Source organism: Ensifer sesbaniae, assembly GCF_013283665.1.
GTDB lineage: Bacteria > Pseudomonadota > Alphaproteobacteria > Rhizobiales > Rhizobiaceae > Ensifer > Ensifer sesbaniae.
This window is the reverse complement of record NZ_JABEKU010000001.1, coordinates 1,983,436-1,996,360: the sequence shown is the minus strand read 5'-3', so window position 1 is coordinate 1,996,360 and position 12,925 is coordinate 1,983,436. Positions and strand designations below refer to the sequence as shown.

Sequence of the window (12,925 nt, the reverse complement as noted above, 5' to 3'; positions counted from 1 at the left end):
CCACTTGACTGCAAAATGCTCTAGGCGGCCGCGTGGAGCGGGGCGCCGACGTAGCGGCGCCCAAGTAGCGCGCGCTGCTCGCCGCCACGGCCGCTCGACGGAACGATGGTCGCAAGCAGCCTGCGATTGCCGGAGAAGACCTCGACCCTCAGCGATCCATAGTCCGCATCGCGGCCGATCCTGTCGGCGATGCGCTGGCCATAATAGAGGGCCGAGCCCTCGTCGAAATGGATGATGCCGTCCTCGTCGACGAAGTGCTCGTCGCCCCAATGCAAATCGAAAAAATAGAGTTGCACGATCTTGCCCCGTAGCGCGCCCGCCGGAGGCCCCTCCGATCCCCAAGCGCTGACACATTGGAGCACGATGTGGACGAACGCAGCCTGAACCGCCCATTCATGCGGCATTCAGCCGGACCGGGTGGACGAAAGCGCGGATGGCGGTCGATCGTCAGGACTGGAAGCGGCGCGCGAGATCGTCGCGCGCCGCTCGTACTATCAGGCCTTGAAGTAGCTCTGCAGCGGGCGCACTTCGAGGCTGCCGGCCTTCAGCGCCTTGATTGCATGCGCTGCCGCTTCCGCGCCGGCCATGGTGGTGTAGTAGGGCACCTTCTGCATCAGCGTTGCACGGCGCAGCGACTTCGAGTCCGAAATCGCCTTGTTGCCATCGGTCGTGTTGATGACCAGCTGGACCTGACGGTTGCGGATCGCGTCCTCGACGTGCGGCCGGCCTTCCTGGACCTTGTTGACCTTGGTCGCGGCAATGCCGTTTTCACCGAGGAAGCGAGCAGTGCCCGCCGTGGCCATGACCTTGAAGCCGATGTCGACGAGAATGCGGATCGCCGGAAGAACCCGGGTCTTGTCCTCGTCGCGCACCGAAACGAACACCGTTCCATCGCGCGGCAGGTCGACGCCGGCGCCGAGCTGCGACTTGGCGAAGGCGAGCGCATAGTCGGTGTCGAGACCGATGACTTCGCCGGTCGAGCGCATTTCCGGGCCGAGCAGCGTGTCGACGCCGGGGAAGCGCGCGAAGGGGAAGACCGCTTCCTTCACTGCAATGTGCTTCAGGTTGCGCGGATCCGGCTTCTCGCCATAGGCGGCGATCGCCACATCCAGCGCTTCGCCAGCCATCACGCGGGCCGCGATCTTGGCGATCGGCGCGCCGATCGTCTTGGCGACGAAGGGCACGGTACGCGAGGCGCGCGGGTTGACTTCGAGCACGTAGATCGTGCCGTCCTTGATCGCGAACTGCACGTTCATCAGGCCGCCGACATTGAGCGCCTTGGCAAGTGCTGCCGTCTGGCGCTCGAGTTCGTCGACCAGGGCCGTGTCGAGCGTGTGCACCGGCAGCGAGCAGGCGCTGTCGCCCGAGTGAATGCCGGCTTCCTCGATATGTTCCATGATGCCCGAGACGAAGACGTCCTTGCCGTCGCAGAGGCAGTCGACGTCCACTTCCGTGGCGTTTGTCAGGTAGCTGTCGAAAAGCAGCGGGTTCTTGCCGAGCAGCGTGTTGATCTGGCCGGTCTTGTCGTTCGGGTAGCGCTGCTTGATGTCTTCCGGAACCAAGCCCGGAACCGTGTCGAGCAGATAGGTCTGCAGCATGCTTTCCGAATGGATGATCTGCATGGCGCGGCCGCCGAGAACGTAGGACGGGCGCACGACCAGCGGGAAGCCGATCTCGGCAGCAACGAGGCGTGCCTGCTCGACCGAGTAGGCGATGCCGTTGCGCGGCTGGTTGAGGTCGAGCTTCATCAGGAGCTTCTGGAAGCGGTCGCGGTCTTCGGCAAGGTCGATCGCATCCGGTGCGGTGCCGAGGATCGGGATGCCGTTCTTTTCCAGCGCTTCGGCGAGCTTCAGCGGCGTCTGGCCGCCGAACTGCACGATGACGCCGACGAGTTCACCCTTCTCCTGCTCGGCGCGCATGATCTCGATCACGTCTTCGGCCGTCAGCGGCTCGAAATAAAGGCGGTCGGAGGTGTCGTAGTCGGTCGAAACCGTCTCCGGGTTGCAGTTGATCATGATCGCTTCGTAGCCGGCATCCTTCAGCGCGAAGGCCGCGTGGCAGCAGCAATAGTCGAACTCGATGCCCTGGCCGATGCGGTTCGGACCGCCGCCGAGGATGACGACCTTCTTGCGGTCGGAAACGCCGGCCTCGGAGCGCGCGGCACCGACGAAGGGCGTTTCATAGGTCGAGTACATGTAGGCCGTCGGCGAGGCGAACTCGGCAGCGCAGGTGTCGATGCGCTTGTAGACCGGACGGACATTCAATGCATTGCGCAGTTCCGCCACTTCCTTCGGGCGCCTGCCGCCGAGCGTGGCGAGCCGGGCGTCGGAGAAGCCCATGGCCTTCAGCATGCGCAGGTTTTCGGCATCCTCGGGCAGGCCGTGCTCGCGGATGCGCGCCTCCATGTCGACGATCGCCTTGAACTGGGCGATGAACCACGGATCGATCTTGCTCGCCTCGTGAACGTCCGCCTCGCTCATGCCGAGGCGGAGCGCCTGGGCAACCATGCGCAGCCGGTCCGGCGTCGGCGTGCCGATCGCAGCGCGGATGGCGTTGCGGCCATCGCCGTCGTCGTCCATGTCGGGGATTTCGATTTCGTCGAGCCCGGTGAGGCCGGTTTCGAGGCCGCGCAGCGCCTTCTGCAGCGATTCGGCGAAGGTACGGCCGATCGCCATGACTTCACCGACCGACTTCATGGCGGTCGTCAGAACCGGCGAGGCACCCGGGAACTTCTCGAAGGCGAAACGCGGGATCTTGGTGACGACGTAGTCGATCGACGGTTCGAATGATGCCGGCGTCGCGCCGCCGGTGATGTCGTTGTCGAGCTCGTCCAGCGTGTAGCCGATCGCGAGCTTCGCCGCGATCTTGGCGATCGGGAAGCCGGTCGCCTTCGATGCGAGCGCCGAGGAGCGCGAAACGCGCGGGTTCATCTCGATGACGACCAGGCGGCCGTTCTCCGGGTTGACGGCGAACTGGACGTTCGAGCCACCGGTTTCGACCCCGATCTCGCGCAGCACCGCGATCGAGGCGTTGCGCATGATCTGGTATTCCTTGTCCGTCAGCGTCAGCGCCGGGGCAACGGTGATTGAATCGCCGGTATGCACGCCCATCGGATCGATGTTCTCGATCGAGCAGATGATGATGCAGTTGTCCGCGGTGTCGCGGACCACTTCCATCTCGTATTCCTTCCAGCCGAGCACCGATTCTTCGATCAGCACTTCAGTGGTCGGCGAAGCATCGAGACCGCTGCCGACGATGTCGAAGAATTCAGTACGGTTGTAGGCAATGCCGCCGCCGGTGCCGCCAAGGGTGAAGGACGGGCGGATGATCGCCGGCAGGCCGACATCGTCGAGCGCCTGTGCGGCAATCGCCATCGCATGGTTCATGTAGCGCTGCTTGCGATCGCCTTCGCCGAGGTTCCACTGGTTCTCGAGCTCGTCGAGCGCCTTGTCGAGTTCCGGGCCAGAAAGACGGTTCTTCAGTTCGGCGCGCTCGGCCTCATGCACCTTGCGGTCGTGGTCCTTGATGTCGGTGGCGTTCGCCAGCCGCGACTTCGGCGTTTCGAGGCCGATCTTCGCCATGGCTTCGCGGAAGAGCGCGCGGTCTTCGGCCTTGTCGATCGCGTCCGGCTTCGCGCCGATCATCTCGACATTGTAGCGGTCGAGAACGCCCATGCGGCGCAGCGACAGCGCCGTGTTGAGCGCGGTCTGGCCGCCCATGGTCGGCAGCAGCGCGTCCGGGCGCTCCTTGGCGATGATCTTGGCGACGACTTCCGGCGTGATCGGCTCGACGTAGGTTGCGTCGGCGAGGCCCGGATCGGTCATGATCGTTGCCGGGTTGGAGTTGACGAGGATGACGCGGTAGCCTTCCTCTTTCAGCGCCTTACAGGCCTGGGTGCCGGAATAGTCGAATTCGCATGCCTGACCGATGACGATCGGCCCCGCGCCGATGATAAGAATGGACTTGATGTCTTGGCGCTTCGGCATGGTCGGTCATCCGTTTCTAGCTGCGCGAAAAACCGGCCAAAGTGGGAGGTCACCGGCCGGGCACGCATTGATGGTCTTTTCAGGCTAGAAGCGGCTTATAGGCAAATGTATCTGCAAGCGAAACCCCGAAAATTCCGGAATCGACAAGAAGCCCGCATATTTGCGCGTCCTCTGCTTTCTCGTTCTCTCGGCAGCGCCAAATCCGCGCCAAACGTCAGGCGCGACCGGGAATCACCAGAACCTTGACTTCCCCGGCCGCCGGAGGGTGTGAGATGACACCGGCGGCCTCATCGAGTGTTACGCGCCGTGAAATCAGCTTGTCGATCTCGATAGACCCCGGATGCATAGGAGCGATAAAGCGGCCGAGGGTCAAGAAAGCCGCGCGTACCGAGGCGACAGAGCGCGACCTGGGTTGCGAAAAACCTTCGCGGGTCCAGCCCGAAGCAGCAAAAAGTCTGGCCAGATCGCGAACTTACGGGTGGCAATTGCGTTTTACAACGACGATAGGCCCGTCCTATAAAAGAGCAAACCGACAACGCCTGTTTACCGAGGCTGGGAGGACAGATCATGGAATGGAAAGGCCGCCGCCAATCCGAAAACATCGAAGATCAGCGCGGCGCGAGCCCGGGTGGCGGCAATCCGTTCGGGCGCGGCGGCGGTTTTCGCATGCCGGGCGGCGGAGGCGGCATGCGTCGCGCCGGCGGCGGCATGAGCTTTGGCACGATCATCTTCCTCGTCATCCTCTACTTCATCCTCAAGGCCATGGGCATCGACATGCTGCAGGTGCTGGAAGGCGGCGGCGGTCAGATGCAGTTGCCCGGCTTCGAGCAGAGCGACGGTTCACCGGCGCCGCGCGGCTCGGCTGAGGAAGAGGAAATGAAGGCCTTCATGGCGACCGTGCTCGCCGAGACCGAGGATACCTGGAACGGCATCTTCCAGGCGAGCGGCAAACAATACGAAGAGCCGAAGATGGTGCTCTTCCGCGGCCAGGTGCGCTCGGCTTGCGGTTTCGCGTCTGCCGCCTCCGGGCCGTTCTATTGCCCGGGGGACCACAAGGTCTATCTCGACATGAGCTTCTTCGACGAACTCGCACAGAAGTTCGATGCATCGGGCGACTTCGCCCAGGCCTATGTGGTCGCGCACGAGGTCGGCCATCACGTCCAGAACCTGATCGGCGTCCTGCCGAAGTTCAACCAGATGCGCCAGTCGATGAGCGAGACTGAAGCGAACCAGATGTCTGTCCGCGTCGAGCTGCAGGCCGATTGCTTCGCCGGCGTCTGGGGCAAATATACGGACCAGAAGGGTCTGCTGGAAACGGGCGACCTCGAGGAAGCGCTGAACGCCGCCACCCAGATTGGCGACGACACGCTGCAAAAGCGCATGCAGGGCTATGTCGTTCCGGAAAGCTTCAACCACGGCACCTCCGAACAGCGCATGCGCTGGTTCAAGCGTGGCTTCGATAGCGGCAAGATGTCGGCCTGCGATACCTTCTCGGGTGCCGTCTGACCGCAGCGCCGCAAGATGCCATCAGGGCCGGCACGATTGCCGGCCCTTGTCGTTTGTCGTGGTCAGCGTTCGCTGTCCATATGGGCGAGCAGGGCTTCTGGATAGCGGGCGCCCGCGGCGGCGTCTTTCGGAACCGCCTTTTCGATCGCAGCCAGATCGCCGGAGCTGAGAGTGATATCGCGCGAGGCGAGGGCTTCCGCCAAGCGATCCCGCCGGCGCGCCCCGATCAACGGCACGATGTCCTGGCCCTGTGCCGCCACCCAGGCAATCGCGATCTGCGCCACCGAAACGCCCTTGCTATCGGCGATCTGCCTCAGCGCCTCGACGAGGGCGAGGTTCTTGTCGATGTTGCCCTCCTGGAACCGCGGGCTCATGGCGCGGAAATCGCCCTTGCCGACCGCGCCCTTCTGCCAATGACCGCTAATCAGGCCGCGCGAGAGAACACCGTAGGCGGTGACGCCAATGCCGAGAGCGCGGCAGGTCGGCAGGATCTCCGACTCGATACCGCGTGATATCAGCGAATATTCGATCTGCAGATCCGAGATCGGGTGGACGGCAGCAGCGCGGCGGATGGTTTCGGAGCCGACTTCGGAGAGGCCGATATGTCGGACGTATCCAGCCTTCACCATGTCGGCGATCGCACCAATGGTGTCCTCGATCGGAACGTCGGGATCGAGCCTGGAGGGGCGATAGACGTCGATATGGTCGACACCGAGCCGCTGCAGCGAATAGGCGAGAAAGTTGCGGATGGCCTTGGGGCGGCAATCGTAGCCGGACCAGTTGCCGGCGGCATCACGCAAGGCGCCGAACTTCACGCTCAACAACGCCTTCTCGCGTTTTCCGCCTTTCAGCGCCTCGCCGATCAGCATCTCGTTATGGCCCATACCATAGAAGTCGCCGGTGTCGAGCAGCGTGATGCCGGCCTCCAGCGCGGCATGGATGGTAGCGATGCTTTCGGCACGATCGGCCGGGCCGTACATGCCGGACATGCCCATGCAACCGAGGCCGAGGACCGACACCGACGGGCCGGTCTTTCCGAGTGAAACGTAATCCATTCGTGTTCTCCTTCGACAAGGCCGAAATCTGCCGGCCGTTTGCTCGGTCTCTTGTTTACTTCGATCGGCGTCGTGCGATAATCCGATCTCAACCGAACGACTTGTACGAAATTCCGCACAATGAACGACCTGCCGCTCGCCGATCTCGATGCCTTCACCGCCGTTGCCTCCGCGCGCAGCTTCCGCGCGGCAGCGAAGAAGCGTGGCGTTTCCGCGTCGTCGCTCAGCGAGGCGCTGCGCCGGCTGGAAGCGAAGCTGCAAGTGCGCCTGCTGAACCGCACGACCCGCAGCGTCACGCTCACGGAGGCCGGCACGCGGCTGCTCGATCGGCTTTCGCCTGCACTCGGCGAAATTGCCGGCGCGCTCGAGCAGGTCAACGAAATGCGCGACAGTCCGGCGGGAACGCTGAAGCTCAATGTCCCAACCATCGTCGCCCGCGAAATCCTACCACCGATCGTCGGTCGATTCCTCAGCGAGCACCCGGCGATCTCGTTGGAAGTGACGGCGGAAGATGGCTTCGTCGACGTTCTGGCGGCCGGGTTCGATGCCGGCGTGCGTTACGAGGAACGCGTCGAGCGCGACATGATCGCGATCCCCATCGGGCCGAGCCGGCAACGCTATGTTACGGCCGCGGCCCCGGATTATCTCGCGAGGCGAGGGGTGCCGCGCCATCCACGCGACCTGCTCGAACATCGCTGCATTCGTCACCGTTTCGCCAGCGGCATTTCCCTTCCCTGGGAGTTCGGCGAAGGCGACGCGGCGCTGACGATCGCGCCGCCCGCTGTGGTGACCGCCAACACGATCGACCTCGAAATCGGCGCCGCCATCGACGGGCTTGGCATCATCCGCACCTTCGAGGAGTTCGTGGCGCCTGCGATCGCGATCGGGCAGCTCGTGCCCATCCTCGATGACTGGACGACCAGCTTTTCCGGGCCGTTTCTGTATTATGCAAGCCGCAGGCACATGCCGGCGCCGCTGCGCGCCTTCGTCGATTTCTTGAAGCTCGAGCAACGGCGCGACCATGCGTGACAGGCGGTCGCCCCCGTCACGCGACGCATCAACCATTGCGATAATCTCATCAGATAATTTGAGATGTTCACGGATTGTTTCGCGCAAAATGATCCGTTACACCTAAATTGGTAGCGTCGTTCACGTTCTGTCTCTCACCCTGAGGCAGGCCGCACGGGGGAAGAATCGCATGCTCGACGAGAAATTTGTGCGACGCGGCCTGTTCCTCGTCTTCCTCATCCTGTTCCTGGATATCCTCGGCATCGCGATCATCGTTCCGGTGTTGCCGACCTATCTGGAAGAGCTGACCGGATCCAATGTCAGCGAGGCGGCGATAGATGGCGGCTGGCTGCTGCTCGTCTATGCGGCGATGCAGTTTCTCTTCGCCCCGCTGATCGGCAATCTCAGCGACCGATTCGGCCGACGCCCGGTCCTACTCGCGTCCGTCTTCACCTTCGCGCTCGACAATCTGATCTGCGCGCTCGCTACCAGCTACTGGATGCTGTTCATCGGCCGCATTCTCGCCGGCATCAGCGGAGCGAGCTTCGGCACCGCATCGGCCTATATCGCCGACATTAGCAACGACGGGAACCGCGCCAAGAATTTTGGGCTGATCGGCATTGCCTTCGGGACTGGCTTCGCCCTTGGTCCCGTGCTCGGCGGCCTGCTCGGGGAATTGGGTCCGCGCGTGCCGTTCTACGGTGCCGCAGCGCTCTCCTTCCTGAATTTCATCCTCGGCGTGTTTCTGCTGCCGGAGACACTGGATCGCGCCAATCGCCGCCGTTTCGAGTGGAAACGCGCCAATCCGCTCGGTGCTCTGAAGCAGATGCGCAACTATCCCGGTATCGGCTGGGTCGGCTTGGTGTTTTTTCTCTTCTGGCTCGCCCATTCCGTCTATCCGGCAGTCTGGTCCTTCGTATCCAACTATCGCTATGGCTGGAGCGAGGGGCAGATCGGGCTTTCGCTCGGGATCTTCGGCATCGGCGGCGCGTTCGTCATGGCCGTCATTTTGCCGCGTGTCGTGCCGCGGCTTGGCGAGTGGCGGACGGCGGTGCTCGGACTGACCTTCACGACGCTCGGCGCCATCGGCTATGCCGGCGCCTGGCAGGGATGGATGATCTATGCGGTGATCATCGCGACCGCGCTCGAAAGCCTCGCCGATCCGCCGCTGCGCAGCATCGCAGCCGCGCATGTCCCACCGTCGGCACAGGGAGAACTTCAGGGTGCGCTGACCAGCATCGGCAGCATCACCACGATCATTGGCCCGCTGATCTTCACCCAGGCCTTCGGCTACTTCACCAGTCCCGGCGCTCCCGTCGCTTTCGCCGGCGCTCCCTATGCGCTTGCGAGTTGCTTCCTCGTCGGCGCGCTCGTCGTCTTCCTGTTGAAAATACCCAGGAGCAGCGCGGTCGGGCCACAAGCGTTGGAGACGGACGCGCCGGTCGTTGCCGCAGCAGCGGTTGAAACGGTGGAACGACCGAGAATGCACGGAAATTGATCAATTTTCGTGATCTATCGATGAAAGTTTGAGCAAAGCCGCCCTAGCGGCTGGCTCTTTTCCCGGCGGTATTCTATTTCCGGTTTTCCTCCCTCCGACTTCCAGTTGCGGCCCGGGGCCGCGCCGACTGCCAGGAATCTGCCATGCTGACCGCGAATGCGAGCTCGATACCGTTGACGACCGACAACTCCTGGCGGACGCATTATCGCGCAAGCTTCCATCTCGGCGTGCCGTTCGTCGGTGCCCAGCTTGCCCAACTCGCGATCAACACGACGGACGTTCTGATGGTCGGCAAGCTCGGCGCAACCGAGCTTGCTGCGATCATCCTGGCGACGCAAATGTATTTCACCGTCTACATCTTCGGCAGCGGCTTTGCGAACGCTGTGGTGCCGATGGCAGCGCAGGCCGTGGGGCGGGGCGACAAGGTCTCGGTGCGCCGCTCCGTGCGCATGGGCATGTGGGTCGTCCTGCTCTATGGCGTGCTGACGGCGCCGATCCTCTGGATGGCCGAACCGATCCTGCTCTTTGCCGGGCAGCAGCCGAAGGTGGCAGCGCTTGCGGCCGAATATATCCACGTTGCGCAATGGGCGATCTTCCCGGGCCTCATCTTCATGGTGCTGCGAGCATTCCTGAGCGGTTTGGAGCGGGCAGGGGTCATTCTCTACGTGACGCTGGCGACGCTCGTGCTCAATGCCACCCTCTGCTACGTGCTGATCTATGGCCATTTCGGCTTTCCTAAGCTCGGCATCTTCGGTGCTGCGGTGGCGGCCCTTGGCGTGGCGCTGCTCGGCGCGGCGCTGACGATCGGCTATATCAAGAGCAAACCTGAGCTCAACCGGTACGAGCTCTTCGTGCGCTTCTGGCGGCCCGACTGGGCTGCTTTCCGCGAGGTCGTCCATCTCGGCATTCCGATCTCGCTGACGATCCTCGCCGAGGTCAGCCTCTTTACCGTCGCATCGCTGCTGATGGGCACGATCGGTACGATCGAGCTTGCCGCGCACGGGATCGCGCTGCAGTTCGCCTCGATCGCCTTCATGATCCCGCTTGGTATCGCGCAGGCGGCCACCGTTCGCGTCGGGCTTGCCTTTGGTCGCGGCGACCTGCTGGGCGTGCGGCGCGCGGCGATTGCGTCTCTGGTCCTCGGAGCCGGCTTTGCCGTCGTCGGCAGTGCGATCTATGCGTTTTTCCCGAGCCAGCTCGCCGCGCTCTATCTCGATACCGATCGGCCGGATGCCGCCGCCGTGCTTGCCTTTGCCGCGCCGCTCATCGTCATTGCCGGCGCCTTTCAGCTCGTCGACGGCATGCAGGCAATCGCTGCCGGCATGCTGCGCGGCCTGAAGGATACCAAGGTGCCGATGCTGCTGGCGATGATATCCTATTGGCCGATCGGTTTCGTCTGCGCCTGGGCCTTCGCCTTCCCGTTCAACTTCGGCGGAATCGGTGTCTGGTTCGGATTCGTCCTTGGCCTTGCCGCGGCGGCGTTATTGTTGAATTGGCGCTTCTTCCGGATGATCAACGGGATTTCGGCAAGGGCTGCCCAACCAGCCAAGGCGCGGTGAGCGCCTGGCCAAGAAAAAGCCGGACGGGCAGGGGATGCCGTCCGGCTTGCAATGGCGGTCGCCTCAGGGGAAGGGAAGGAACGACGACCGCTTATTACCAAGCTTCATTCGCGAAGCCGTGGGCTGCTAGACGTTGAATCCGTCGAGCCGCTCCGAACCCTGGCGATCGCGCTGGAGGTCGCGTATCGTCCGGGCAAAATCGATCAAAAAAACGAAACTGATGACCGCAGCCGCGATCATGAACAGGGTGGCCATGACGCCCTCCGTCAACGGAAGATCTTCTGGGTCACGAATTGCTCGCGCCGGTCACGGGACTCGTTGCGAAGTCCTTGAATCGTCGCGAAAAGCATCGTGAAAAACATCGCCATCGAAAACAGAGCAAGTCCCATAGCCGTAATCCTTTCGCATCCTAAACGGCAATACGTTCGAAAAGTTCCGTTGTTTATGGCGCTACACTAACGTTCTGCGTGTGAAGCACCGTTGAACATGACATTCATCTAGCATTCATTCTTTCCGCCCCGCTGTTTCCCAGGGAACAGTCCTCAGCCATCGGCACAACTCTTGCGGTCCGTCGCCGTACGTGACAAAAGGCTTCACCAAACGGAAACAGGTGCAATGACCACGGCATTCTATCCCGGCTCCTTCGATCCAATGACGAACGGGCATCTCGACGTGCTCGTGCAGGCACTGAACGTGGCGGCGAAGGTCATCGTCGCGATCGGCATCCATCCGGGGAAGGCGCCGCTGTTTTCCTTCGAAGAACGCGCCGAGCTCATCCGTCAGTCACTGCAGGAGTTTCTCCCCGAAAGGGCCGGTGACATCGAAGTCGTCGCCTTCGACAATCTGGTCGTCGACGCGGCGCGCGCCCGCGGCGCGAAACTGCTGGTGCGCGGGCTTCGCGACGGCACGGACCTCGACTACGAAATGCAGATGGCCGGCATGAACCGGCAGATGGCCCCCGACATCCAGACGTTATTCTTGCCCGCGGGCACGGCATCGCGGCCCATTACGGCCACATTGGTCCGCCAGATCGCGGCCATGGGCGGTGACGTCAGCGCCTTCGTGCCCGCGGCAGTTTACCAAGCGCTGCAGGCCAAACGCCGCGCCTGACGCGCGGCACAATTTCACCACGCAGGGAGAAACCATGAAAATCCTCCACCTCGCTTTCGCCGGCGCCCTTGCGCTTGCCTCCTGGACGGGAACGGCGATCGCACAATCGGCCGACAACTTCATCACGATCACGCTCAAGGATGGGCCTGTCGTCGTCGAACTGCGTCCGGACATTGCTCCGAAGCATGTCGAGCAGATCAAGGCGCTTGCCGCCGCCGGCGAATATGACAACGTTGCCTTTCACCGCGTGATCAAGGGCTTCATGGCCCAGACCGGCGACGTGCAGTATGGCGACATGGAAAACGGCTACCAGCCGCAGGCTGCCGGCACCGGTGGTTCCTCGCGGCCCGACCTGCCGGCGGAGTTCTCCGACGTTCCGTTCGAGCGCGGCACGGTCGGCATGGCCCGCTCGCAGGACCCGAACAGCGCCAACTCGCAGTTTTTCATCATGTTCGCCCCGGGAGACTTCCTGAACGGCCAGTATACTGTCGTCGGCAAGGTCGTTTCCGGGATGGAGAACGTCGACAAGATCAAGCTCGGCGACGATGCCAACAACGGCTCCGTTACCGATCCCGACCGCATGATCAACGTCAAGGTCGGCAAGTAAAGTCAACAGAAGGAGAAAACCCATGGCCGAGATCAAGGATCCGGAAAACACGATCATCCTGGAGACCACCAAGGGCAGGGTCGTCATCGAGCTTCTGCCTGACGTCGCTCCGGGCCATGTCGCCCGCATCAAGGAACTGGCTCGCGAAGGTGCCTATGACGGCGTGGTGTTCCACCGAGTGATCGAGGACTTCATGGCGCAGACCGGCGACGTTCAGTACGGCAAGACCGGCGGCGAGCACTTCAACCCGGCGCGTGCCGGCATGGGCGGCTCCTCCAAGCCGGATCTGAAGGCCGAATTCTCGAACGTCAGCCACGTTCGCGGCACCTGCTCGATGGCCCGCAGCCAGATGCCGAACTCGGCTAACTCGCAGTTCTTCATCTGCTTCACCGATGCCCCCTGGCTCAACAAGCAATACTCCGTTTGGGGTCAGGTCATCGAGGGCATGGACAATGTCGACAAGATCAAGCGCGGCGAACCGGTGCGCGATCCCGACTCGATCGTAACGATGCGGGTTGCCGCCGACGCCTGATTTGCGCTAATGCACGGACCCGCCCCGGTCGCCGAACGCGCCGGGGCGGGTTTGCTTTTGTCTG

The 12,925-nt window shown here is 62.9% G+C and carries 11 protein-coding genes and 1 pseudogene; 7 read left to right on the top strand and 5 right to left on the bottom strand.

Features of this window, described 5'->3' with window-relative positions:
* Positions 1-20 precede the first annotated feature (20 nt).
* The 3 genes and pseudogenes from BHMPCIPO_RS09735 to BHMPCIPO_RS32835 form a co-directional block, all read right to left on the bottom strand.
* Complete coding sequence (locus BHMPCIPO_RS09735) at positions 21-296, bottom strand: DUF6894 family protein (protein WP_173516542.1); 276 nt, start codon at positions 294-296, stop codon at positions 21-23.
* Positions 297-494: 198 nt separating this feature from the next.
* On the bottom strand, positions 495-3,986 hold the full coding sequence (gene carB, locus BHMPCIPO_RS09730) for a carbamoyl-phosphate synthase large subunit (RefSeq protein ID WP_173516541.1): 3,492 nt from the start codon (positions 3,984-3,986) through the stop codon (positions 495-497).
* Positions 3,987-4,200: 214 nt separating this feature from the next.
* Positions 4,201-4,353 (bottom strand): annotated as a pseudogene (locus BHMPCIPO_RS32835) (zinc-dependent alcohol dehydrogenase family protein); the annotation flags it as partial.
* 200 nt (positions 4,354-4,553) lie between these two features.
* On the opposite strand from BHMPCIPO_RS32835, the gene ypfJ reads away from it, so the two are divergent.
* A complete protein-coding gene (gene ypfJ / locus BHMPCIPO_RS09725) occupies positions 4,554-5,492 on the top strand; it encodes a KPN_02809 family neutral zinc metallopeptidase (protein ID WP_173516540.1) in 939 nt (312 codons plus the stop codon).
* Positions 5,493-5,554: 62 nt separating this feature from the next.
* Here the strand turns inward: ypfJ and BHMPCIPO_RS09720 are convergent, their stop codons facing one another.
* Complete coding sequence (locus BHMPCIPO_RS09720) at positions 5,555-6,547, bottom strand: aldo/keto reductase (protein ID WP_173516539.1); 993 nt, start codon at positions 6,545-6,547, stop codon at positions 5,555-5,557.
* Between the two features lie 120 nt (positions 6,548-6,667).
* Here BHMPCIPO_RS09720 and BHMPCIPO_RS09715 point away from each other — a divergent pair, with 120 nt between their 5' ends.
* From BHMPCIPO_RS09715 to BHMPCIPO_RS09705, 3 genes are all read left to right on the top strand, one after another.
* The gene (locus BHMPCIPO_RS09715; RefSeq protein WP_173516538.1) at positions 6,668-7,576 is read left to right on the top strand and encodes a LysR family transcriptional regulator; all 909 of its coding nucleotides are present in this window, start codon (positions 6,668-6,670) and stop codon (positions 7,574-7,576) included.
* Between the two features lie 169 nt (positions 7,577-7,745).
* Positions 7,746-9,053: a TCR/Tet family MFS transporter gene (locus BHMPCIPO_RS09710; protein WP_173516537.1), complete on the top strand. Its 1,308-nt coding sequence runs from the start codon at positions 7,746-7,748 to the stop codon at positions 9,051-9,053.
* Positions 9,054-9,196: 143 nt separating this feature from the next.
* Entirely contained in the window at positions 9,197-10,612 is a 1,416-nt protein-coding gene (locus tag BHMPCIPO_RS09705) for an MATE family efflux transporter (protein ID WP_173516536.1), read from the top strand.
* A gap of 126 nt (positions 10,613-10,738) precedes the next feature.
* On the opposite strand, the gene BHMPCIPO_RS33425 is transcribed toward BHMPCIPO_RS09705, so the two are convergent.
* Positions 10,739-10,867, bottom strand: coding sequence for a hypothetical protein (locus tag BHMPCIPO_RS33425; protein WP_255571450.1), 129 nt, complete (start codon positions 10,865-10,867; stop codon positions 10,739-10,741).
* Positions 10,868-11,227: 360 nt separating this feature from the next.
* Between BHMPCIPO_RS33425 and coaD the strand changes: the two genes are divergently transcribed.
* From coaD to BHMPCIPO_RS09690, 3 genes are read left to right on the top strand one after another with little or no spacing between them, the layout of a single operon-like run.
* Positions 11,228-11,722, top strand: coding sequence for a pantetheine-phosphate adenylyltransferase (gene coaD, locus BHMPCIPO_RS09700; RefSeq protein ID WP_173516535.1), 495 nt, complete (start codon positions 11,228-11,230; stop codon positions 11,720-11,722).
* Positions 11,723-11,756: 34 nt separating this feature from the next.
* Positions 11,757-12,329, top strand: a complete 573-nt coding sequence (locus BHMPCIPO_RS09695) for a peptidylprolyl isomerase (RefSeq protein WP_173516534.1) — start codon at positions 11,757-11,759, stop codon at positions 12,327-12,329.
* Positions 12,330-12,351: 22 nt separating this feature from the next.
* Positions 12,352-12,861, top strand: coding sequence for a peptidylprolyl isomerase (locus BHMPCIPO_RS09690; RefSeq protein WP_173516533.1), 510 nt, complete (start codon positions 12,352-12,354; stop codon positions 12,859-12,861).
* The last annotated feature ends 64 nt before the right edge of the window (positions 12,862-12,925 follow it).